Origin of the sequence: Sphingobium bisphenolivorans (genome assembly GCF_000412635.1) — a bacterium.
Taxonomy (GTDB): domain Bacteria; phylum Pseudomonadota; class Alphaproteobacteria; order Sphingomonadales; family Sphingomonadaceae; genus Sphingobium; species Sphingobium bisphenolivorans.
On sequence record NZ_ASTG01000009.1, the window covers coordinates 16,712 to 38,984 of the forward strand.

The following is a 22,273-nucleotide window of genomic DNA, read 5'->3' on the forward strand; positions in this document are numbered from 1 at the left end:
ATCAGTCGGGCTCGCACAGGCTGCTTCCATCACTGTCCTGCACGCGCAGCGCCGCCGCTGCGTCGCTGGACAGGCGCGGGAAGCTGACGCCCTCCAGTGAGCCGCGTCCTTCGCAGAGGCCCGCGCATTTGAGATCGACCACGCCGGGTAGCGCTATCTGATCGCCGTCATATTGGGCCACGACGATGCAGCGGTCGCCGCCGGAGAAACTGAGGATCAGTTTATCGCCCGTCCGCCGGGCATGGCCTTCGCCGTGACAGGCCTGCCCCTCCCCGAACTGCGCTTCCAGACCGAAACGCATCCGGCCCTTACTGGCGGGGACGATGCATAGCGTGTCGCGCCCCGCTTCGTGGCTGCGCTGATAGAGGCCCACGGCAGACGTCCGGGCCGGGTCAGCGATGGCTCCCGCCGCGATAGCGGCACGCTCAAGGCTTGAGCCGATCTGAGTGCCACGATCGGCAGAACGAGCGGCAGGGGGCTCAGCCCGCTGACAGGCGGCGAGCAGGAGCAGCGCGCTAAGGCTAGTCAGCCGCATCGACGAGCGTGAGGCCGTCCGGGCCAACGCGGCGGAAGAAGCAGGAGCGCGCACCGGTATGGCAGGTCGGGCCTGCCGGCACCGCCTTTACCCAGACCGCGTCCTGATCGCAGTCGATGCGGATATCGCGGACCTCAAGCATATGGCCGGAGCTTTCGCCCTTCTTCCAGAGCGACTGGCGGCTGCGCGACCAGAAATGCGCAAAGCCGGTGTCGATCGTCAGCCCGAGCGCCTGCGCATTCATATGCGCGACCATCAGCACTTCTCCGCTGTCCACGTTGGTCACTACCGCAGTGATCAGCCCGTCACGGTCATATTTGGGATTGAGGGTCAGGCCCTTGTCGCGCGCTTCGTCCATAAGCCGCCTATAAGGCGCCAGGCGCGCCCTGCGAAGCCCCGATCAGCATGGATGAAAGCAGAAAATGGGGCGATCGACGGGATCCGAACCCGCGACCTCCGGTACCACAAACCGGCGCTCTAACCAACTGAGCTACGATCGCCACAGGGGCTGTGCCCCGTAAGAGAAGGGCCACATATGCGCCCAATCCTTGGCCGTCAAGCGCGGGGAAGCAGGAAAATGAAAGGCTGCGCAAAAAAGAAAAGGAGCGGACGGCACATGCCCCCGCTCCCGTCCACCTGTTGCTTATCGGCACAGTCCGCGGGTCTTGCCCGCTGCACCCTCTCCTCAAAAACTTCTACCTGCCGCGATACCGATGAGATCAAGAAATGCGTGTGCGCCCCGATCGAGGAGCGCCCTTCGCGCTCTTAGTTGACCGAATCCTTCAACCCCTTGCCGGGCTTGAACTTCGGCTGGGCCGAAGCCTTGATCGTCATGGTTTCGCCGGTACGCGGATTGCGGCCGGTCGAAGCCTTGCGCTGCGAAACGGAGAAGGTCCCGAAACCGACCAGGCGCACTTCGTCGCCCTTCTTCAGCGCGCCAGTTATGGCGTCGAACACGCCTTCCACCGCCTTGGTCGCGTCACCCTTGCTAAGCCCGCTGCTCTCAGCGACGGCGCCGATCAGATCCTGCTTGTTCATGCCTTGGGAACCCCCTTCTAGCTGCTTGGATAACTTAGGAATCGCGTAGGCGGCGCAATAAGGCTCAGCTTTTTACCCTTGTCAAAGAGAAAGCGGCGCGGCCGGGGGGTCGCCCGGGAATTTACCCTCTTTATGGGAAAAATCCCCGGTGATTAGACGCAAACGCGCCTTATGGAGCGCCCCGTCAGTGCCGGATCGAAGCGTCCCCATCACGCCCCTGCGCCGGATTCGGCTGGGCCGCGAGGTCATCTTCCTCGGTCCAGGCGATCGCCTCCGGAGTCGAGACCAGCGCACGCGCAAGCACCTCGTCCACATGGCTGACGGGCACGATTTCCAGCCCTTCGCGGATATTGGCGGGGATCTCGGCCAAATCCTTCTCATTTTCCGCCGGGATCAGCACCGTCTTGATGCCGCCGCGCAGCGCCGCGAGCAACTTTTCCTTGAGGCCGCCGATCGGGAGAACCCGGCCGCGCAGCGTCACCTCACCGGTCATCGCGACATCCTTGTGAACGGGGATGCCGGTCAGGGTCGACACGATCGTCGTCACCATGCCGATGCCCGCCGACGGACCATCCTTGGGCACCGCGCCTTCGGGAAGGTGGATGTGGATGTCCTTGCGGGTGAAGATGCTGGGCTTGATCCCGTAGCCGGGCGAGCGCGCCTTCACATAGGAGAAGGCGGCCTGGACCGACTCGTTCATCACCTCACCGAGCTTGCCGGTGGTTTTGATCATGCCCTTGCCCGGGACCGTCACAGCTTCGATGGTCAGCAATTCGCCGCCCACTTCGGTCCAGGCAAGCCCGGTAACAGCGCCGATCTGATGCTCCTCCTCGCCCACGCCATGGCGGAATTTCCGCACGCCGGCATAGTCGGCGAGGTTCTCAGGCGTGATCGTGATCGTCTCGTAAGCGCCTTCCAGGATCTTGCGCAGCGCCTTGCGGGCGAGACGCGCAATTTCCCGCTCCAGCGTGCGGACGCCCGCCTCCCGCGTATAATAGCGGATGAGGTCGCGGATCGCCGGTTCGGTGACGGTAAGTTCGCCTTCCTTCAGGCCGTGCGCGTCGATCTGCTTGTGCAGCAGGTGACGCTGCGTGATCTCGACCTTCTCGTCCTCCGTATAGCCTTCGAGCCGGATGATCTCCATGCGGTCGAGCAGCGGCTGCGGCAGGTTGAGGGAGTTGGCCGTGGTCACGAACATCACGTCGGAAAGATCGACGTCGATTTCCAGATAATGGTCCTGGAACTTGCTGTTCTGCTCGGGGTCGAGCACTTCCAGCAGAGCCGAAGCGGGATCGCCGCGGAAGTCCTGACCGAGCTTGTCGATTTCGTCCAGCAGGAAGAGCGGGTTCATCGTCCCAGCCTTCTTGAGGTTGGTGACGATCTTGCCCGGCAGCGACCCGATATAGGTGCGGCGATGGCCCCGGATTTCCGCTTCGTCGCGCACGCCGCCCAGAGACTGGCGCACGAACTCACGTCCGGTCGCCTTGGCGATCGAGCGGCCGAGCGAGGTCTTGCCGACGCCCGGAGGGCCGACCAGGCACAGGATCGGCCCCTTTAGCTTGTTGGTTCGCGCCTGCACGGCGAGATATTCGATGATCCGGTCCTTGACCTTCTCCAGCGCGAAATGATCCTCGTCGAGAATGTCCTGCGCCTTTTTGAGGTCGTTCTTGACCTTGCCCTTCTTGCCCCAAGGCAGGCCGAGCAGCACGTCGAGATAATTGCGCACGACCGTCGCTTCGGCGGACATGGGCTGCATGCCCTTGAGCTTCTTGAGCTCCGCCGTCGCCTTGCTGCGGGCTTCCTTGCTGAGCTTGGCCTTGGCGATCTTCTCGGTCAGTTCGGCAAGCTCGTCGCCTTCCTCGCCCTCGCCATTGCCCAGTTCGCGCTGGATCGCCTTCAACTGCTCGTTGAGATAATATTCGCGCTGGGTCTTTTCCATCTGCCGCTTCACGCGGCCGCGGATCTTCTTTTCGACCTGAAGAACGCCAAGCTCGCCCTCCATGAAGGCGAACACCATCTCCAGCCGCTTGACCGGATCAGCCTCGACCAGCAGCGACTGCTTGTCGGAAACCTTGACGTTGATGTTGGCGGCGACGGCGTCAGCCAGACGTCCCGCATCCTCGATCTCCCGCAGCTGGACGGGCGTTTCGGCCGGCAGCTTCTTGTTGAGCTTGGCGTAGTTTTCGAATTGCTCGGCAACCGAACGCATCAGCGCCGCCGCCTCGGGACCTTCGACCGCAACTTCCTCGATCGCGTCAACATGCGCGACCAGATGCTTTTCGGCATTGTCTATGCCGCCCAACTGCGCGCGCTGCTTGCCCTCCACCAGCACGCGGACGGTGCCGTCGGGCAGCTTCAGCAGCTGCAACACGACAGCGATCACGCCAGTGTCGTACAGCGAGTCCTTGCCCGGATCATCCTCAGCAGGGTCGAGCTGGGAAACGAGGAAGATTTCCTTGTCGCCTTCCATCGCCGATTCGAGCGCGGCCACGCTTTTGTCACGGCCCACGAACAGTGGCACGATCATCTGCGGGAACACGACGATGTCGCGGAGCGGAAGAAGAGGATATTGCGTGGTCATTGACTCTCCGGGGCGATCTTTCTTGCCCAGTCATACGGTTCATCGCCTTTATGGGGAGAGTTACCGCATGGTTCAATCATGCCTTATCCGACCGGGTTGATGAATAAGGACAGATACGGCCGTAAATTCCGGTCAGAAGGGGAGCTTGAAGCCGGGGGGCAGCGGTAGACCGGCCGTCATCTTGCCCATCTCGGCATTCGATACTTCATCGGCCTTCTTGCGTGCGTCGTTGAAGGCGGCGGTGATGAGGTCCTCCAGCATCTGCTTTTCGGACGGGGCGAGCAGGCTGTCATCCAGCGCGACGCCGAGGATGCGTCCCTTGGCCGAGGCGCGGACCTTGACCAGGCCGCCGCCGGCCGTGCCCTCCACCTCCAGCTTGTCGAGATTGTCCTGCGCACGTTGCAGTTCCTCCTGCACGCGGCTTGCCATGCCCAATATCTCGTTCAAATCCTTCATCGCTCTGCGCTCCATGGTTCGAGCTCATCGCTAAGCTCGGCATCGGGGAAGGCAGCGAGCGCCGCCTTGACCACCGGGGTTTCCATAATCTGCGCGCGAATATCCTCGCGCTGCTGTTCTTCCTGCGCCATCAGCGTCGGCGCAACCGGTCCTTCGCCCTGCCGCACCTGCCATGTAACGCCGGTGATGTCCTTAAGGGCCCGCGCGACCTCGCGGAAGAAATCGCCCTCGCCATGCCACGGGTGGGTGAGACGAATTTCGAGCAAGGGGGGCGCGAACTGCGACAGGCCTGCGCAGTCCTTGAGATGCTGGGACAATTGCCCCCTGCCGCGGGTGTAGAGCAATTCGATCAGATCCTCGAAACTGGTCGGCAGTTGGGAGACCGATTTACCGGAGGCGGCGGATGCTTGCAGTGCGGGCACAGAAGCGCCCGGCGCTCCTTCGCGAAGGAGACGCGCGATCTCTCCGGGATCGGGCATGGTCGCGGCATGCATGACGCGCAGCAGTGCCATTTCGCAGGACTCGATCGGCAGCACCGCGTTTGCGACCTCGTCATGTCCCTTGAGCAGCAGTTGCCAGAGACGATGAAGCGGCGCGAAGCCAAGCTGTGAAGCCCATTCGGCCAGCGCCTCGCGTTCCTCGGCGGACTGGCCCGGATTGGAGATGTCACGCCCGGCCTTCACCAACGTGACGGCGTGAACCAGTTCCAGCAGGCCGCGCATCAGCGACAGCGGTTCTACGCCCAGCGCATATTGATCGCGAACAGCGCCGAGCAGCGCGCCGGTATGGCCCTCAAGCAGGAGCGCGAGCAGGCGGCGGGTCGAACCACGATCCGACAGGCCCAACATGTCGCGCACCTGAGCCGCGGTGACCAGCGGGGCGCCCTCCCCCATCTCGGCATGGGCGATGGCCTGGTCGAGAATCGAGAGGCCGTCGCGCGCGGAGCCCTCGGCGGCTTGCGCGATGAGTGCGAGCGCGTCGGGCTCGGCGGCGACCGACTCCGCCTCCACCACATGGGCGAAATGAGCCGCGAGCAACTCAGCCGGGATGCGGCGGAGGTCGAAGCGCTGGCAGCGGGACAGGACGGTCACCGGCACCTTGTTCACTTCGGTCGTCGCGAAGAGGAATTTCACATGCGCCGGCGGTTCCTCCAGCGTCTTCAAAAGCGCGTTGAACGCGTTTTTCGAAAGCATGTGCACTTCGTCTATGATGTAGATTTTGTAGCGCGCCGACACCGCGGCGTAGCGGACCGCCTCAATGATCTCGCGCACATCGTCGACGCCGGTATGGCTCGCAGCGTCCATCTCCACGACGTCGATATGCCGCCCCTCCGCGATGGCCGTGCAGGGTTCGCAGACACCGCAGGGGTCGATGGTGGGACCACCCTGGCCATCCGGCCCGACGCAGTTCAGCGCCTTGGCTATCAACCGCGCGGTCGAGGTTTTGCCGACGCCCCGAACGCCGGTCATCAGGAACGCATGAGCGAGCCGGCCTCTGCGGATCGCATTGCCGAGCGTCTGGACCATCGCGTCCTGCCCGATCAGCTCCCGAAAATTGCGCGGGCGATATTTGCGCGCAAGGACGCGATAGGGCTGAGGTGAATCGGACATCGGTGCAGTCTAGCGGCTAGTTGCGAGGCTGTCGAAGCCGGAAAGCTGGATGGAGGTGGGAGCCGGAACGACCCGCAGCGAAATCACTGTGGCTGCTTCCGTCAGGACCTGACCAGGTTCGCGACGACTACGTCCGCCCGACTCCCGGCGCGGCATATGGCGAAAGGCGGCGGCGATGGCAAGCTCATCGTGGGCGAAGAACGAGCAGATACAAAAACGGTACTGCTACGAAGGCAGGAGCGGCGTTCTATGAGGCCTCTGCTATCGCAGACCCGTCTTCTGCGCCTTGCCGACGAAATCCAGCGCGGCGCTCGCGGTTTCGGCGATGGCGGCTTCGGCGGCCTTGGAGTCCACCCTTGGCCGGTCGAGATAGATGGCGAGAATATATTCCTCTCCCGAGGGCGCCTTCACCAGTGCCACGTCATTATAGGCGGTGCCGCAACTCCCCGTCTTGCTGCCGGAGGTCCAGCCCTTGGGCAGCCCCGCCTTGATGCGGTTGGCACCCGTGCTGCTGGCGTTCAGCCAGCCGCGCAGCTTGGCAGCGCTGTCCGGCTTGAGGTCGCGGAAGATCAAGCGCGCCATCAGGCCAGCCATGGCAGCGGGGCTGGTAGTGTCACGCTCGTCGCCTGCCGCATTCTCGTTGAGAGAAGGCTCGGTCCGGTCGAGGCGGGTAACTGTGTCGCCATGCGCGCGGATGTAACGGGTAAGGCCTTCAGGCCCGCCGATCATCGGCAGCAGCAGGTTGGCCGCGCTGTTGTCGCTGAGTTCGACAGCGGCAGCGGCCAGTTCATCCATCGACATGCGGCCGCGTTTGAGGTTCTTTTTGACGGCGGGCGCATGTTCCAGGATGTCCGCCTTGCCGAAGCTGATCTCGCCTTCAAGCCCGAACTTGCCGCCTTCCGCGCCCGTCAGCACGGCTGCGGCAAGGGGGGCCTTGAAGGTCGAGCACATGGCGAATCGCTCGTCGCGGTTGAAGCCGAGGATGAGCGCGCCGCGGCTGTCCACCAGAGCAACGCCCAACCGCCCACCCGTCTCAGCCTCGATCTGCTTGGGATTACGCACCGAGTTCATGGCGGATTGCGTTACGGTGTAGCGCGGCGGCGCCGGCAGCAGCGATTGGCGCGAGGGACTCTCCTGCGCCACGGCAGGTGCGGCAAGGACCAGCACGGCGAGGGCCGGCAGAAAACGACTCGGCATCAGCGTGACTACATCCCCTGCATATTGTGGGATTCGCCGGGAATGCGCACCGTCAGACTGTCCAGCCGTTCGTCGAGCACGATCTGGCACGAAAGGCGGCTGGTGCGGGTCGCAGCGGCGGCGAGGTCGAGCATATCCTCTTCATCCTCCGAAGCCTTGTCCAGCTTGGTGAAATCGTCCGCCTCGACAATGACATGACAGGTGGAGCAGGCCATCTGCCCTTCGCACGTGCCCTCCAGCGGCTGGCCATTGGCCTGCGCGACGTCCAGCAGAACCGAGCCAGCCGGCGCATCAACCTGCTGCCGATGCTCTCCATCGGCGCTGATGAAGATTACCCTGGTCATAGTGCGACTTCCCTACTCACGACGCTGCTTTTGCAGCTGCCATTTCCACCGTCCTCGCAGCATCCTCCAGATCGGTCAATGTCGTGTAGCGGCCAAAGCCGATCCGCACCGATCCCCGCGCCTCGGCATCCGAGAGGCCGAGCGCGCGCAGCACATGGCTAGGCCGTCCCGACCCGCTCGCGCAAGCGCTGCCGAGCGAAAATGCGACATTGCGGCATTCGGACAACAGCCGCGCACCATCAACACCCTCCCGGCGAAGGTTGAGATTGCCATGATAGCGCATGTCGGCGCTGCCGTTGAGCGTCCAGTTATGAAACAGGGCGATGGCGCGGGTCCAGAGCTGCTCGACATGCGCATGGTCTGCATCAGCGCGTTCGCGCATCAGGCGGGCAGCGGCGCCGAACCCGGCACATAGGGCGGGCGACAGCGTACCGGACCGCAGCCCAGCCTCCTGCCCCCCGCCATGGATCAGCGGCGTAAGCGCCAAGCCGTCCCGCAGCCAGAGGCCGCCTATGCCCTTGGGCCCGTGAACCTTATGGGCGCTGATGGCGATCATGTCGCATTGGTCGGGGATGGGCACGCGGCCGTAGCCTTGCACGGCATCGCAGAGGAACAAGGCACCGGCGCGATGGGCAAGCTCCGCCAGTTCGGCAATCGGCTGGATCACGCCGATCTCATTATTGACCAACATTGCGGCGACCAGCGCAATGCCTGGACGGATGGCCGCGGCTGCGGCAGTCAGGTCGACCAGACCGTCGCCGCCGACGGGCAAAATGGTGACGGAGCGACCTGCCCGGCCCATCGCCTCCACCGTGTCGAGCACCGCCGCATGTTCGGTAGCAACGGTGACGAGGTCGCCAGCCGGGGCGCCCTGAATCGCCATGTTCAGCGCTTCGGTCGCGCCGGACGTAAAGAGCAGACGGCCGCCGCCAGGAAGCAGCTTGCCCACTTCGGCACGGGCAACCTCCACATGGGCGGCGGCTGCACGGCCAAGGCGATGGGCGCTGTGCGGATTGGCGAACTGATCCCGCAGCAGCGGCACCATTGCCTCAAATGCTTCCGGCGCGAGCGGCGTCGTCGCCTGATAATCGAGATAGATGGTCATCGGGTGCGCGCCGCCATCTGCGTCCATGCTGCGATGAAGCGGTCGATGTCGGCCTCGCTGGTGGTGGGGCCGAAGCTGACGCGGATGACTTCGGCCGCCTGGGTTTCGCCCCAGCCCATGGCTTTGAGGACATGGCTGGTCTTGAGCGAGCCGGAGGAGCAGGCGCTTCCGGCAGAAACGGAGATGCCGGCGAGATCGAACTGAATAAGCTGCGCACGGGCGGACACGCCGGGCATGCGGTAGCTGGCGATCGAGGGAATGCGCGGCGCATCGCGCGCGACAATCTTTCCACCCGCAGACTCGATGGCGACATCAAGCTTCTGCCGGAGTTGCGCGGCGGCGGTTAGCCAGTCGGGCCGCATTTCGAGCGCTGCGGCCATGGCGAGAATAGCTGGCAGGTTCTCGGTACCGGCGCGATAGCCCTGCTCCTGACCGCCGCTGGGATGGATCAGGGCCAGGTCCTTGATGAGCAGGGCGCCGATGCCGGGCGGGCCGCCGAACTTATGCGCGCTGATGGCGATCATGTCGGCGTCGGGCAGCGGGAGCTTGCCGGCGCTCTGCGCGCAGTCGGCGAAGAGGATGATGCCGGCGCGGTCCATCTGTTCGAGCGGCTGGATGACGCCGGTTTCATTGTTGACGTGCTGGAGGGCGAGGATCGTACCATCTTCGTCATTCCGGCGAAGACGGGAATGACGGACGAGGCCATCGCCGTCCACCTCCAACCGCTCCGCTGTCGGCGTCACCCGCAACACCGCGTCATGCTCGATCAGTGAGGTGAGGGTTCGGTTCGCCTTTGCGCGCGTGAGGCCGATCGCGATGGCTTCGCTGGCGCCGGAGGTGAAGATGACCTGCCCTGCCCAGCCGAGCGCCACGGCGATGCGTCGGCGGGCGTCCTCCAGCGCAGCGCGGGCAGCGCGGCCGTCGCTGTGCGGGCTCGAGGGGTTCGACCAGCGGTCCAGACCCTCGATCATGGCCGCCTTGACCGCAGGCAGCACCGGGGTGGTGGCGGCATGATCCAGATAGAGACGATCGGAAGCCACGGGCAAGGATTACTCATTGATTGCGGAAATGGTGGCGACTTCTATATAGGCGGTTTGCCGCGCAGCGCCAGCCTTGGCCGCTGCGCACCCCCCTTTGCCACCCCCCCTTGTTCAGGGGGACCGGCCCAGAACCATAACAGGTGCCATGCCCGACGTTATCTTCCCCGGACCCGAAGGCCGCCTTGAAGGCCGCTTCAGCCCCCCGCCGCGTCCCCGCGCGCCCGTCGCGATGATCCTGCATCCGCACCCGCAGGGCGGCGGCACGATGAACGACCGGATCACGCAGGCGCTCTACAAGACCTTCGTAAGGCGCGGCTTCGCGGTACTGCGCTTTAACTTTCGAGGCGTGGGACGAAGTCAGGGAACGTTCGACAACGGCATCGGGGAATTGTCCGACGCCGCCGCTGCGCTCGACTGGGTGCAAAGCTTCCACCCCGAAGCGCAGACGACCTGGATCGCCGGCTTCTCCTTCGGCGCCTGGATCGGCATGCAACTGCTGATGCGGCGGCCGGAAATCCGGGGCTTCATCTCGGTCGCGCCGCCGGCCAACATGTACGACTTCTCCTTCCTCGCGCCCTGCCCTTCGTCGGGCATCATCGTCCAGGGAACGGCCGACGAGGTGGTGACTGCCAGCGCCGTGCAGAAGCTGGTCGACAAGCTGCGCACCCAGAAGGGCATCACCATCCATCACGACGAAATCCGTGGCGCGAACCACTTTTTCGAGCATGAGCTGGACCAGCTGATGAAGTCGGTCGACAATTATCTCGACATGCGCCTGTCGCCGGACTCGCCGATCCGCTGAGCCGGAACACAGATGACCAAATGGGACTGCCGAGAGGCGGTCCCTTTTTCTTTGGAGCGAAGCTGATTTCGGACGGCCAAGGAAATTTCCGCTTGGCCGACGCCCCTCCACCTTTTAGCCGCTGCCCGCGATGCATGATCCCAAGCCAGAAGTCCGCCTGACCTGGAGCCGCTATTACAGCGCCTTCATTCCGGCCCAGCCTGCCCCGAACCTGTTCGACCGGCTGAAGGCGGCAAGCGGCGCGATCGGCGGCATTGCCGTGACAGGCCTGCTCTGCGGGCTGATGCTGGGCAACGGCCTCGCTCACCCCTTGCTGGTAGCTCCCATGGGCGCGTCCGCCGTATTGCTGTTTGCCGTGCCAGCCAGTCCGCTCGCCCAACCCTGGTCGGTTTTGGGCGGCAATGTCGTGTCGGCGCTGGCAGGGACGTTCATCGCGCTCCTCATCCCCGATCCGACGCTCGCGGCGGCGATGGCTGTGGGACTGGCGATCGTCGCCATGTCGTTGTTGCGCTGCGTCCATCCCCCTGGCGGCGCGGTGGCGCTCTCTGCCGTGCTGGGGGCTGCCCATGCGCCGCCCAGCTATATGTTCGCGCTGGTGCCGGTGGGGGTGAACACCGCTCTGCTGGTTGCTGCCGCCATCCTTTTTCACCGGTTGGCGAAGCATAACTACCCCCATGTTCCGCCTGCCCAGCCCCCCGGCACGCACGGAACCAGCGACCCCGCGCCTGTCTGGCGCACGCCGTCCCAGCAAGACATTGAGGACGCGCTCGCCAATTTCGGCGAGACGCTAGACGTGGATGCCACCGACCTGCAGGCGGTGCTGCACGACGCCGAACTGCGCGCGGCGGAACGGAGCCATGGCACACTGACCTGCGGCGCGATCATGTCCCGCGACGTGATCAGCGTGCGGGATGATCAGCCTTCGTCCGATGCGGGAGCCGTGCTCCATGAACGGCGGTTGCTCTCACTTCCGGTGTTGGGCAAGGACGGGCGGGTGCAAGGCGTGATCGGGCCCCTTGACCTAGCGCGGGCAGGTTCTTTGGTGCGCGACATCATGTCGGAAGCCATGTTGGTCATGGAGGATACGCCGGTCGCCCGGCTGCTCCGTCCGCTCACCAGCGGCGAACGGCGCGAGGCCATCGTGATCGACGCGGATCATCGCCTGCGCGGCCTCGTGACCCAGACGGACCTGCTGGCGGCAGTCGCGCTCAGGGTCTAGCGGCTTTCCTGTTCCAATGCTGGCAGATCGGGACCAGGGATCGCCGTGATGGCGACATTGGCGAACATGACAAGGCCCGCGATGATCATCAACGTGCCCCGCTTGCGATCTCCGCGCCTCACGATCGAATAGATGCCTCCGCCCGTGAGGAGAACTCCGGCGAGCATCAGGATGGATAATATTGTCCCTGCCATGAAGCAGGCCATAGGCTGGCAGGTGGACGGTGGCAATTGCGCAGCGCAGCCCGTAAGAGGCGCGAGAACGAATCACCTTATTCCGTGACAGGACGATATTGTCGTGAAAATCGCACTCGCTTCCGATCATGCCGCCGTTGATCTGAAGGCGGAACTTGCAGACTGGCTGCGCTCCGAAGGACATGAGGTCGATGATCTAGGGCCGGCGACTGCCGACCGCGTGGATTATCCCGATTTCGGCTACAAGCTGGCAACGACCGTCGCAACCGGCGCGGCCGAACGCGGTATTGCCCTGTGCGGATCGGGCATCGGCATTTCCATCGCCGTCAACCGCAATCCCGCCTGCCGCTGCGCCCTGGTGTCGGAGCCGCTTTCCGCCGCGCTCGCCCGTGAGCATAATGACGCCAATATTCTGGCACTCGGCGCCCGCCTGACCGGTGTCGACATGGCTAAGGCCTGCGTCACGGCTTTCCTCTCCACCGATTTCGGCGGTGGCCGCCATGCCGGCCGTGTCGAGAAACTCTCCCAGCCCGCGCTCTGAAAGGACTTGAGATGAGCACCGAAACCCTCACCCAGCCCAAGCTGTCCGACATCCGTTCGGAAGGTTATTTCACGCGCAACCTGGCCGACGCCGATCCGGCGGTCTTTGCTGGCGTCACCAAGGAATTGAAGCGCGAGCAGAACCAGATCGAACTGATCGCGTCGGAAAATATCGTCTCCAAGGCGGTGCTGGAGGCGCAGGGTTCGGTCTTCACCAACAAATATGCCGAGGGCTATCCGGGCAAGCGCTATTATCAGGGCTGTGCGCCGTCGGATGAGGTCGAGCAGCTGGCGATCGACCGCGCGAAGCAAATCTTCAACTGCGGCTTCGTCAATGTGCAGCCCCATTCGGGCGCGCAGGCGAATGGCGCGGTGATGCTGGCGCTGACGAAGCCTGGCGACACCATCATGGGCCTGTCGCTCGACGCCGGCGGTCACCTGACGCATGGCGCCAAGCCGGCGCTGTCTGGCAAATGGTACAATGCCGTGCAGTATGGCGTGCGCGAGGACACGCACCTCATCGACTATGACGCGCTCGAAGCACAGGCGATCGAGGCCAAGCCGACCCTGATCATCGCCGGCGGTTCGGCCTATCCCCGTCACCTCGACTTCGCCCGTTTCCGCGCCATCGCGGACAAGGTGGGCGCGTTGCTGATGGTCGATATGGCGCACTTCGCCGGTCTGGTCGCCGGTGGCGCGCACCCGACTCCGTTCGGTTTCGCCGACGTGGTGACCACTACGACCCACAAGACCCTGCGCGGTCCGCGCGGCGGCATGATCCTGACCAATGACGAGGCCATTGCGAAGAAGATCAACTCTGCGGTGTTCCCGGGCCTTCAGGGCGGCCCGCTGATGCACGTCATCGCTGCGAAGGCGGTCGCGTTCGGCGAGGCTCTGCGCCCCGAATTCAAGACCTATGCCCAAGCGATCGTCACCAACGCCAAGGCGCTGGCCGCCAAGCTGGAGCAACGCGGCCTGGCGGTCGTGTCGGGCGGCACAGACACCCACCTCGCGCTGATCGACCTGCGGCCCTATGGCATTTCCGGTAAGGACGCGGACGAGGCGCTGGAGCGCAGCTTCATCACCTGCAACAAGAATGGCGTGCCCGGCGACCCGCTGCCCCCGACCAAGACCAGCGGCATCCGCGTCGGCTCACCCGCCGGAACGACGCGCGGCTTCGGCGTGGCCGAATTCGAGGCGATCGGCGACATGATCGCGGACGTTCTGGAAGGGCTGCGCGATCATGGCGAGCATGGCGATGCCGCCGTCGAAGCCAAGGTGCGCGAGCGGGTTTCGGCGCTGTGCGCCCGCTTCCCCATCTACGAGGGGTAAGCCTCTTTGCGTTGCCCCTTCTGCGCTCATGACGACAGCCAGGTAAAGGACAGCCGACCGACGGAGGATGGCGCCGCCATCCGCCGTCGCCGGCAATGCGAGGCCTGCGGCGCGCGTTTCACGACCTTCGAGCGCATACAGTTGCGCGACATCTGGGTCGTGAAGAGCGAGGGTCGCAAGGAAGCTTTCGACCGCGACAAGCTCGCCCGCTCGATCGGTATCGCCTGCCGCAAGCGGCCGATCGATCCGAGCCGGCTGGAAAAGCTGATTTCCGGCATCCAGCGTCAGCTGGAGACATCGGGCGATGGTGAGGTGCCCGCACGCGCGATTGGCGAGATGGTGATGGAGGGACTGAAGCGCCTCGACAGCGTGTCCTATATTCGCTTCGCCAGCGTGTATAAGGATTTCACCGACGCGCGGGATTTTGAGGATTTTGCTTCGACGGTGAAGGAGGTCGGGAGTGAGTGAGGTCCCAGCTTAACTGGCTGCGACAACCTTAGCTCTTACACCTTCCCGCCTCCGTTCGGTTCGAGCTTGTCGAGAACAAAGCACAGCATGAGTTTCTGGGTTTACATCCTTCGCTGCAACGACGGCACCTATTATACCGGTCACACGGATGATCTGGACCGTCGCTTTGCTCAGCATCAGGCAGGCGAGATTCCAGGCTATACCCACGACCGCCGGCCGGTCGAACTGGTGTTCAGCGAGGCTTTCACCGACAGGATAGACGCGCTGGAGCGGGAACAGCAAGTGAAGGACTGGTCACGCAAGAAGAAGGAGGCGCTGATCCGCGGGGATTGGGCGGACGTTTCCGAGGCTGCCCGTTCTCGACCGCGCGTCTCGACTTCGCTCGACACTGGCTCGAACCGAACGGAAGATAAAGAACTGGCCCAGCCCTCCCCCGTCATCGTCCTCGTCCGCCCGCAGCTTGGCGAGAATATCGGCAAGGCGGCGCGCGCCATGCTGAACTTCGGGCTGACCGAGATGCGGCTCGTATCCCCACGCGACGGTTGGCCCAATCCCGACGCGGGGCCGTCGGCGGCTGGTGCTGATGTGGTGCTGGACAAGGCGGAGTTGTTCGAGACGCTGGCCGACGCCGTGGCCGATTGCGCGCATGTCTATGCGACCACCGTGCGCAAGCGTGGCGTGACGAAGCCGGTTGTGACACCCGAAGAAGCCGCTCGGGAGATTCATGGCGCCACGGGCCGCTCCGCCTATGTGTTCGGGCCGGAGCGGTCGGGGCTGGAAACGGAGGATGTGGCGCTCGCCCGAAAAATCCTGACCGTGCCGATCAATCCGGAGTTCGGATCGCTCAATCTGGCGCAGGCGGTGATCCTGTGCGCTTATGAATGGTCGAAACAGGCTTCACTGGAACAGCCTACCCTGGTGGATTTGGGAGAACCTGCGCCGCAGGCGGAACTCGAAGGGATGATCGAGCAGTTCGAGACGCTGCTGGAAGGTGCCGGCTATTTCTTTCCGCCCGACCGCGCACCCGCGACGAAGCGGACCTTGCGCAATCTGCTGACAAAGCCGGGCTGGAACCATCTGGAGGTCCGCACCCTGCGTGGGGTGTTGTCGGCGCTGGGCAATCCTCGGTCGCGCTGACTCCTCGCTTTCCTCCCGATCAGCGCGATATTATCGAGAACTCGGCGGGGCGCTCGACAAGATCGAACCGAACGAAAGTGGGGAACTTAGGAACTCCTCAGCCGGTCGAATTCCGCCATCTCATAGGCGATGGAGGCTTCGACCAGTTGCTCCCACAGCCCGGCAATCACACCAGCGGGCGCACCCAGCCGTTCCGCCTCGGCTCCAGCGTTTGCGATCACCTCAGCCTTCCGCCCTTCATCCCGCACCGCACCGCGTTCCGGCTTGATCCGGGCAGCGGCGCGCATATGGGCGAAGCGCTCAGCCAACAGCGCGACAAGCTGGCGATCGAGTTCGTCCACGCCTGCGCGGACTTCGGCCATGGTCGTATAGCTTTCGGGGTCCATGCGCACGCTGCCTAAGCCGCGAAACCGGCCCTGTCGAGGGTTGACATGCATCCTTCCCTTCTCCATAGGCGCCGCTTCGCAATTGGCTCCGCATCCCGGTGAAGCGGTGGCCCTGCCCCTGAGACATGGACAGCAGGCGATGACCGGGAAAGACATTCACCCTTCCATGGAGGGTGAACAGACGTTGTTAGTGATTGTAAGGAATTATCATGTCGAAGCGTTCCAGCGCCAAGTATAAACTCGACCGCCGCATGGGCGAGAATATCTGGGGCCGCCCGAAGAGCCCGGTCAACAAGCGTGAATATGGCCCCGGTCAGCACGGCCAGCGCCGCAAGGGCAAGATGTCCGACTATGGCATCCAGCTGCGCGCGAAGCAGAAGCTGAAAGGCTATTATGGCGACATCACCGAAAAGCAGTTCAAGAAGAACTATACCGAGGCTGCCCGCATGAAGGGTGACACCGGTCAGAACCTGATCGGCCTGCTGGAGCGTCGCCTGGACGCCGTCGTCTATCGCGCCAAGTTCGCTCCCACCATCTGGTCGGCGCGTCAGATCGTTTCGCACGGCCACATCTATGTGAACGGCGTGAAGTGCAACATCGCCAGCCGTCTGGTGAAACCGGGCGACGAAATCACCCTGGGCAAGAAGGCGCAGGAAATGGCGCTGGTTCTGGAGGCGCAGAGCCTGCCCGAGCGCGACATCCCCGATTATGTTTCGCCTGACGGCAATGCCAAGGTCACCTATGTTCGCGTGCCGTCGCTGGACGAGGTGCCCTATCCGGTGAAGATGGAACCGAACCTGGTCGTCGAATTCTATTCGCGCTGATCGATCGGTCCTACGAGACAAATGGAAAGGCGGTCCTTCGGGGCCGCCTTTTTCGTTTGTGCGTGTGACAGGCTGCTGGCATCAAGCTCTATCCTGTCTTTTCAAGGCCCTTGCCCATGCGCGCATTGCTCATCCCCTCCCTGATCGCGCTTTCTGCCGGTGGAGCGGCAGTGGCCGCGCCGGTCGGCAACGCCCCCTCCATCGAGACGATGAAGCAGGTGGTGAAGGAGATATCCTCCGACGCCTATGAGGGCCGGGCACCCGGAACAGCAGGAGAGGAAAAGACGCTCGCCTATCTGGTGCAGCGGTTCGAGGCTTTGGGCCTGAAGCCCGGCAACAAGGGCAGCTGGTTCCAGGATGTGCCGCTGGTGGAGATCGACGCGAAGAATGTCTCACCGCTGACCTTCACGGGTGGAAAGACCGCCGTCTCCGCTATCTATGGATCTGAAATGGTGATCGCCACCCACCGCACCGGCCAGGCGCACATCGACGTGAAGGACAGCCCGGTTATTTTCGTCGGCTATGGCATCAACGCGCCGGAAAAGAAGTGGAACGACTATGCCGGCGTGAATGTGAAGGGCAAGACCGTCATCATCCTGGTGAACGATCCGGATTATCAGGCGCCGACCCTGCGCGGGCCCTTCGGCGGACGCGCCATGACCTATTATGGGCGCTGGACATATAAGTTCGAGGAGGCCGCGCGGCAGGGCGCCACGGCGGCGATCATCGTGCATGATACCGTGCCGGCCGCCTATGGCTGGAACGTCGTGCAGTCGAGCTGGACCGGGGCGCAGCATGTTGCCGACAGCGCCAACGGCAATGCCGATCAGTCCGCCGCGATCGGCTGGATCCAGAAGAGCAAGGCAGCGGCGCTGATGGCAAGCGCGGGGCTCAACCTCGACGCGCTGAGCGCGGCGGCGAAGAAGCGCGGGTTCAACGCCGTGCCGCTGAAGGGCGTGAAGGCCAGCATCTCCTTCGACAACGCCATCCGCAAGCATAGTTCCAAGAATGTCGTCGCGCTGCTGCCCGGCAAGGCAAGGCCGGACGAATATGTGCTCTATGCCGCGCACTGGGATCATCTCGGCCGGTGCGAGGCCGCGCCCGATGGCGACGACATCTGCAACGGCGCGATAGACAATGCGACCGGGACGGCCGCGCTGGTGGCGCTGGCGGAGGCGAATGTGAAGGCGGGGCCCACCGACCGGAGCCAGCTGTTCCTGGCGGTGACGGCGGAGGAATCCGGGCTGCTGGGGTCAGCCTATTATGGCGACCATCCCGTCGTGCCGCTGGGCCGCACCGTGGGCGGCGTCAATATGGATGCACTCAGCATGGCGGGTACTGCGAAGAATGTCGTGGTGATCGGCAAGGGCAAGTCGCAACTCGACGCCTATCTCGACCGCGCACTGACCGCTCAGAAGCGCGTCGCCAGCATGGAGCCGACGCCCGAAAAGGGATTTTACTATCGATCGGATCATTTCAGCTTCGCCAAGCATGGCGTGCCGATGCTCTATTTCGAAGGCGGGCAGGATCTGGTGAAGGGTGGCCCCGCTGCCGGCGCGAAAGCGGCGAAGGACTATGAGGAGCATCGCTATCACGGTCCCAAGGATGAATATGATCCCGATTGGGACTGGAGCGGGGTGAAAGCCGACCTCAAACTCTATTATGATGTCGGCCGCGCCCTCGCCAACACGACCGACTGGCCGAACTGGGTGCCGGGCGACGAATTCCGCGCGATCAGGGACCGGAGCCGAGCGGGCGTGAAATAGCCTAGGTCAAGCTTTTGCCGCTGTCATCGCGACCATGTTCCTGTAGAGGGCAGGCAAGCATCCCGCAGACAGGAGCAAGCCCATGACTTTCCGTATGCCTGCCGAATGGGCACCGCATGAATGGACCTGGATCGGCTTCCCGACCTATCCCGACGAGTGGCCCGGCGCATTTGACGAGGCGCGGCGGCAGATCGCCGACTTCGCGAGCGCCCTTCATGCCGACGGCCGGGGCGAAGAGGTGCGGCTGGTTGCTGCGAATGAAGCGGACGCGGATGTCGCGCGCCGTCTTGCGGCGCCAGGCGTCACCATCGTCGTGCAGCAATTGGGCGATGTTTGGCTGCGCGATACGGCGCCTATCGCGGTGCTGCGCAGGTCGGAGCGGGCGCTGGTGGACTTCGGCTTCAATGGCTGGGGCGGCAAATATCAGATGCCGGGAGACGAGGATATCGGCGCGCGGCTGGCCGCGACGACAGGCCTGCCCACCTCGACCCAACATTGGGTGTTCGAAGGCGGCGCGGTGGACACGGACGGCACCGGCCTGTTCGTCACAACCGAGCAATGCCTGCTCAACCCCAACCGTAATCCGGAACTGGACCGGGGCAAGATCGAGACGCTGCTCGCCGGATCGCTGGGCCTCTCGGACATGCTGTGGCTGGGCGACGGTCTGCTGAACGACCATACGGATGGCCATGTCGACAATCTCGCCCGGTTCGTGGCGCCCGGCGTTCTCGCGCTGCCCGAAGCGAGCGCGGAGGATGACCCGAATGCGGCCATCTATGCCGACGCACGGGCGCGGGCGAAGGCGCATGGGGTGGAGGTCGCGTCTATCCCCTCCCCAGGCCGCGTCGTCGTGGACGGCGAAGTCATCCCGGCGAGCTACATGAACTTCTACGTCGGCAATGCCGCCGTCATCGTGCCGATCTATGCGCAGCCCAACGATCAGGCGGCGCTGGATGCGTTCAGGCCCTTCTTTCCGGGGCGGGAGATTATTGGCCTGCGCAGCGACGCCATCCTGTCCGGCGGCGGCAGTTTCCATTGCTGCAGCCAGCAGATGCCGCTGCCTGGATGAGCGCAATGCTGGCGCTGCGGGCGCTGATCTCCGGCATCATCATCGCCATCGTCTCGGTCGTGTCGCGCCGCTATCCGGGGCTGGGCGCGCTGATTGCATCGCTGCCGCTGATTTCCGTACTGGGGATGATCTGGCTCTGGCACGACCGGCCCGATCCGGAGAATATGGCGCGGCATGCGGAGGCGACATTCTATTATGTCATCCCGTCGCTGCCGATGTTCCTGATCATCCCGGCACTGCTTCGCCGGGGAATTTCCTTTACGCCGGCGCTGATCGCCGGTTGCGCGCTGACGATCCTACTCTATCTCCTCACCGTAGCCATCGCCGCCCGCATGGGCATCCGCCTCTAGGGACCCGAAGTTCATGACCAAAGTGACCGTCGCCGCGCTCCAGCTCGCCTTTTCCGACGACCGCGCGGACAATATCGAGATGGCCGCGGGCCATGTCGTCAAGGCCGCGGCAAGAGGCGCGAAGATCATCCTGCCGCCCGAACTGTTTGAGGGCCCCTATTTCTGCAAGGTCGAGGAGGAGGCGCTGTTCGCCAACGCGCTGCCGCTTAACGAACACCCCGCCGTGCAGGAAATGCGCAAGGTCGCGAAGGCGGAGGGTGTCTATATCCCGACGAGCTTCTTCGAACGCGACGGGCAGCATCATTATAACTCGCTCGCCATGATCGACGACGAAGGCGAGGTGATGGGCGTCTATCGCAAGAGCCACATTCCCGACGGGCCGGGATATGAGGAGAAATATTATTTCCGGCCGGGCAATTCGGGCTTCAAGGTGTGGGAGACGAAGGTTGGCACCATCGGCGTCGGCATCTGCTGGGACCAATGGTATCCCGAAGCCGCCCGCGTCATGGCGCTGATGGGTGCGGAACTGCTCTTCTACCCGACCGCGATCGGATCGGAGCCCTATGACGCCGACCTCGACACAAGCCGCATGTGGCGCCGGGCGATGCTGGGGCATGCCGTCAGCAACTGCATGCCGGTCATAGCCGCAAACCGCATCGGCGAGGAGGACGGGCAGAAATTCTATGGCCACAGCTTCATCAGCGACGAATGGGGCGATTTCGTCGCTGAGGCCGACGCAAGGGACAGCGGCGCGCTGGTCGCGACGCTTGATCTGACTCAGGCGCGCAAGCACCGCGCAGGCATGGGCTTCTTCCGCGACCGGCGGCCGGAGCTCTACGCCCGCATCGCTCAGGACATCTGAGCGGCAAGCTCCACGGCGCGCGCTATGACGGTTTCGAGCATGTCGGCAGTGAGCCGACCGGTATTCTGGTTGTAACGCGAGCAGTGATAGCTATCGATGACCATCTTGCCGCTCGGCATCCGATGCTCGGCCCGATGAGCGAAGCGCGCCTTGGAAAGCTTGCCGCCCAGCGCCTTCACCGCCGACTGGTGCGCGATCTGTCCGAGGGCGATGAAGACGCGCGCCGGCGTCAAATCGGCCATTTGCCCCTTCAGGAAAGCGCGGCAATTGTGGATTTCATCGGGGTTCGGCTTGTTCTGCGGCGGAAGGCATTTGACTGCGTTGAGGATCACCACGCCGCGCAGCTTCAGCCCGTCATCAAGCCGCTCTTCATACGTCCCTTCGACGAGGCCGAACTTTGCCAGCGCCGCGAAGAGCATCTCGCCCGCATAGTCACCGGTGAAGGGCCGCCCCGTGCGGTTGGCGCCCTGCTTCCCCGGCGCAAGGCCGATGATGGCGATGCGGCCACCGGGATCGCCGAACGCGGGCACCGGCGCATTCCACCAATCCGGGTGCTCCGCCCGGCATTCTTCACGCAGCGCGACGAGACGCGGGCAGAGCGGACAATCGGGCGAGGGTTCGCTCTGCGGGAGGGGGCTTTGCAGCATCATGAAGACTCGATAGGCGCTGGCCGATGAGCAAGACAAGCCCGCCGCACATCTATGCCCTTGCGCTGGGATCGAACCGGCCGCTGTCGGCACGGCAGACTCCGGCGCGACTGCTGGACGAGGCGGCTCGGCTGATTGGCGATCTCGGCGATGTGCTGGCGGTCGCACCGGTGGCGATTACGCGACCGGTCGGGCCGTCACAGAGGCTGTTCGCCAACGGCGCGCTTGTCGTGCGAAGCTGCCTGGCGCCGGAGGATATGCTGCACGCGTTGCAGCGGATCGAGCGTTCGCTGGGGCGGCGGCGCTATCGGCGCTGGGGCGCGCGGAGGCTTGATATCGATATCATCCTCTGGTCGGGCGGACGCTGGAACAGCCGGCGGCTGGCCATCCCGCACCCGGCCTTTCGGGTCCGCGATTTCGTTCTCGGTCCGCTCGTCAGCATCGCCCCGCGCTGGCGCGATCCGGTTTCGGGGTTTTCCCTCCGGCATTTGCAGGCGCACCTCAGAAAAGCGGCTTGAGGAGGTTGACCCGCCGCACCACCGCCTCTAGTGCGTGCGGACCTTCAGACATGAGGGCCCTTAGCTCAGTCGGTAGAGCAACTGACTTTTAATCAGTAGGTCGCTGGTTCGAATCCAGCAGGGCTCACCATCATGTCAGGATCGACACCAGCAGCGCAGCGCCGCACCAGATCTCGATCGACAGCAGCAGGCCGAACAGGATGCCCACCGCCGCGGGCGGTTTGATCGTGTCGTGCATCCAGCCTCTCCTATT

Annotated in this window: 25 protein-coding genes, 2 tRNA genes and 1 other RNA gene; 13 read left to right on the forward strand and 15 right to left on the reverse strand. The window is 64.0% G+C overall.

Going from position 1 to position 22,273, the window contains the following annotated elements; all coding sequences use genetic code 11:
- Position 1: 1 nt before the first annotated feature.
- From L858_RS0107940 to L858_RS0107990, 12 genes are all read right to left on the reverse strand, one after another.
- Positions 2 to 535: a hypothetical protein gene (locus tag L858_RS0107940; RefSeq protein WP_022682617.1), complete on the reverse strand. Its 534-nt coding sequence runs from the start codon at positions 533 to 535 to the stop codon at positions 2 to 4.
- Entirely contained in the window at positions 522 to 893 is a 372-nt protein-coding gene (gene hisI / locus L858_RS0107945) for a phosphoribosyl-AMP cyclohydrolase (protein ID WP_022682618.1), read from the reverse strand. Before hisI ends, L858_RS0107940 begins: the two co-directional genes overlap by 14 nt.
- Before the next feature lie 65 nt (positions 894 to 958).
- Positions 959 to 1,035: transfer RNA gene (locus tag L858_RS0107950), tRNA-His, on the reverse strand.
- Positions 1,036 to 1,300: 265 nt separating this feature from the next.
- Positions 1,301 to 1,573 carry an HU family DNA-binding protein gene (locus tag L858_RS0107955; RefSeq protein ID WP_022682619.1) on the reverse strand — a complete coding sequence of 91 codons (273 nt, stop codon included), beginning with the start codon at positions 1,571 to 1,573 and terminating at the stop codon, positions 1,301 to 1,303.
- Positions 1,574 to 1,757: 184 nt separating this feature from the next.
- A complete protein-coding gene (gene lon, locus L858_RS0107960) occupies positions 1,758 to 4,154 on the reverse strand; it encodes an endopeptidase La (RefSeq protein WP_022682620.1) in 2,397 nt (798 codons plus the stop codon).
- A 132-nt stretch (positions 4,155 to 4,286) separates the two neighbouring features.
- Positions 4,287 to 4,610, reverse strand: a complete 324-nt coding sequence (locus L858_RS0107965) for a YbaB/EbfC family nucleoid-associated protein (protein ID WP_028055936.1) — start codon at positions 4,608 to 4,610, stop codon at positions 4,287 to 4,289.
- A complete protein-coding gene (locus L858_RS0107970) occupies positions 4,607 to 6,220 on the reverse strand; it encodes a DNA polymerase III subunit gamma/tau (protein WP_022682622.1) in 1,614 nt (537 codons plus the stop codon). The genes L858_RS0107965 and L858_RS0107970 overlap by 4 nt, the downstream gene beginning before the upstream one ends.
- 51 nt (positions 6,221 to 6,271) lie before the next feature.
- Positions 6,272 to 6,369: signal recognition particle sRNA small type (gene ffs, locus L858_RS21250), an RNA gene on the reverse strand.
- Between the two features lie 112 nt (positions 6,370 to 6,481).
- Complete coding sequence (blaSGM, locus tag L858_RS0107975) at positions 6,482 to 7,417, reverse strand: SGM family class A beta-lactamase (protein WP_022682623.1); 936 nt, start codon at positions 7,415 to 7,417, stop codon at positions 6,482 to 6,484.
- A gap of 8 nt (positions 7,418 to 7,425) precedes the next feature.
- Positions 7,426 to 7,761 carry a 2Fe-2S iron-sulfur cluster-binding protein gene (locus tag L858_RS0107980; protein WP_022682624.1) on the reverse strand — a complete coding sequence of 112 codons (336 nt, stop codon included), beginning with the start codon at positions 7,759 to 7,761 and terminating at the stop codon, positions 7,426 to 7,428.
- A gap of 16 nt (positions 7,762 to 7,777) precedes the next feature.
- Positions 7,778 to 8,866 (reverse strand): cysteine desulfurase family protein, encoded by a 1,089-nt coding sequence (locus tag L858_RS0107985; protein WP_152639797.1) that lies wholly within the window; start codon positions 8,864 to 8,866, stop codon positions 7,778 to 7,780.
- Positions 8,863 to 9,906: a cysteine desulfurase family protein gene (locus L858_RS0107990; RefSeq protein WP_028055937.1), complete on the reverse strand. Its 1,044-nt coding sequence runs from the start codon at positions 9,904 to 9,906 to the stop codon at positions 8,863 to 8,865. Before L858_RS0107990 ends, L858_RS0107985 begins: the two co-directional genes overlap by 4 nt.
- Positions 9,907 to 10,051: 145 nt before the next feature.
- Between L858_RS0107990 and L858_RS0107995 the strand changes: the two genes are divergently transcribed.
- Positions 10,052 to 10,708 carry an alpha/beta hydrolase gene (locus L858_RS0107995; protein ID WP_007688785.1) on the forward strand — a complete coding sequence of 219 codons (657 nt, stop codon included), beginning with the start codon at positions 10,052 to 10,054 and terminating at the stop codon, positions 10,706 to 10,708.
- 130 nt (positions 10,709 to 10,838) lie between these two features.
- Positions 10,839 to 11,927, forward strand: coding sequence for an HPP family protein (locus L858_RS0108000; RefSeq protein WP_022682627.1), 1,089 nt, complete (start codon positions 10,839 to 10,841; stop codon positions 11,925 to 11,927).
- Here the strand turns inward: L858_RS0108000 and L858_RS0108005 are convergent.
- Positions 11,924 to 12,121: a hypothetical protein gene (locus L858_RS0108005; RefSeq protein WP_028055938.1), complete on the reverse strand. Its 198-nt coding sequence runs from the start codon at positions 12,119 to 12,121 to the stop codon at positions 11,924 to 11,926. The genes L858_RS0108000 and L858_RS0108005 overlap by 4 nt on opposite strands.
- A 103-nt stretch (positions 12,122 to 12,224) precedes the next feature.
- Here L858_RS0108005 and rpiB point away from each other — a divergent pair, with 103 nt between their 5' ends.
- The 4 genes from rpiB to L858_RS0108025 all read left to right on the forward strand — a co-directional run bounded on the left by rpiB (position 12,225) and on the right by L858_RS0108025 (position 15,598).
- Entirely contained in the window at positions 12,225 to 12,662 is a 438-nt protein-coding gene (rpiB, locus tag L858_RS0108010; RefSeq protein WP_022682629.1) for a ribose 5-phosphate isomerase B, read from the forward strand.
- Positions 12,663 to 12,673: 11 nt separating this feature from the next.
- Positions 12,674 to 13,993 (forward strand): serine hydroxymethyltransferase, encoded by a 1,320-nt coding sequence (glyA, locus tag L858_RS0108015; RefSeq protein WP_022682630.1) that lies wholly within the window; start codon positions 12,674 to 12,676, stop codon positions 13,991 to 13,993.
- A gap of 6 nt (positions 13,994 to 13,999) precedes the next feature.
- Positions 14,000 to 14,461, forward strand: coding sequence for a transcriptional regulator NrdR (gene nrdR, locus L858_RS0108020; RefSeq protein ID WP_022682631.1), 462 nt, complete (start codon positions 14,000 to 14,002; stop codon positions 14,459 to 14,461).
- Between the two features lie 87 nt (positions 14,462 to 14,548).
- Positions 14,549 to 15,598: a TrmH family RNA methyltransferase gene (locus tag L858_RS0108025; RefSeq protein WP_022682632.1), complete on the forward strand. Its 1,050-nt coding sequence runs from the start codon at positions 14,549 to 14,551 to the stop codon at positions 15,596 to 15,598.
- Between the two features lie 86 nt (positions 15,599 to 15,684).
- Here L858_RS0108025 and L858_RS0108030 read toward each other — a convergent pair whose 3' ends face one another.
- Positions 15,685 to 15,984, reverse strand: coding sequence for a chorismate mutase (locus tag L858_RS0108030; RefSeq protein WP_028055940.1), 300 nt, complete (start codon positions 15,982 to 15,984; stop codon positions 15,685 to 15,687).
- A 209-nt stretch (positions 15,985 to 16,193) separates the two neighbouring features.
- On the opposite strand from L858_RS0108030, the gene rpsD reads away from it, so the two are divergent.
- The 5 genes from rpsD (at position 16,194) to aguB (ending at position 20,855) form a co-directional block, all read left to right on the forward strand.
- A complete protein-coding gene (rpsD, locus tag L858_RS0108035; RefSeq protein ID WP_022682634.1) occupies positions 16,194 to 16,808 on the forward strand; it encodes a 30S ribosomal protein S4 in 615 nt (204 codons plus the stop codon).
- Between the two features lie 116 nt (positions 16,809 to 16,924).
- Entirely contained in the window at positions 16,925 to 18,574 is a 1,650-nt protein-coding gene (locus L858_RS0108040; protein ID WP_022682635.1) for a M28 family metallopeptidase, read from the forward strand.
- 82 nt (positions 18,575 to 18,656) lie between these two features.
- Positions 18,657 to 19,643: an agmatine deiminase family protein gene (locus tag L858_RS0108045; protein ID WP_022682636.1), complete on the forward strand. Its 987-nt coding sequence runs from the start codon at positions 18,657 to 18,659 to the stop codon at positions 19,641 to 19,643.
- Positions 19,640 to 19,993 (forward strand): DUF3147 family protein, encoded by a 354-nt coding sequence (locus tag L858_RS0108050; RefSeq protein ID WP_037504498.1) that lies wholly within the window; start codon positions 19,640 to 19,642, stop codon positions 19,991 to 19,993. The genes L858_RS0108045 and L858_RS0108050 overlap by 4 nt, the downstream gene beginning before the upstream one ends.
- A 13-nt stretch (positions 19,994 to 20,006) precedes the next feature.
- Positions 20,007 to 20,855 carry an N-carbamoylputrescine amidase gene (aguB, locus tag L858_RS0108055; protein ID WP_022682638.1) on the forward strand — a complete coding sequence of 283 codons (849 nt, stop codon included), beginning with the start codon at positions 20,007 to 20,009 and terminating at the stop codon, positions 20,853 to 20,855.
- Here the strand turns inward: aguB and L858_RS0108060 are convergent.
- Positions 20,843 to 21,505 (reverse strand): uracil-DNA glycosylase, encoded by a 663-nt coding sequence (locus L858_RS0108060; protein WP_022682639.1) that lies wholly within the window; start codon positions 21,503 to 21,505, stop codon positions 20,843 to 20,845. The two genes, aguB and L858_RS0108060, sit on opposite strands and share 13 nt — an antisense overlap.
- Before the next feature lie 23 nt (positions 21,506 to 21,528).
- On the opposite strand from L858_RS0108060, the gene folK reads away from it, so the two are divergent.
- On the forward strand, positions 21,529 to 22,020 hold the full coding sequence (folK, locus tag L858_RS0108065) for a 2-amino-4-hydroxy-6-hydroxymethyldihydropteridine diphosphokinase (RefSeq protein ID WP_022682640.1): 492 nt from the start codon (positions 21,529 to 21,531) through the stop codon (positions 22,018 to 22,020).
- A gap of 54 nt (positions 22,021 to 22,074) precedes the next feature.
- Positions 22,075 to 22,150, forward strand: a tRNA-Lys gene (locus tag L858_RS0108070).
- Positions 22,151 to 22,273 lie beyond the last annotated feature (123 nt).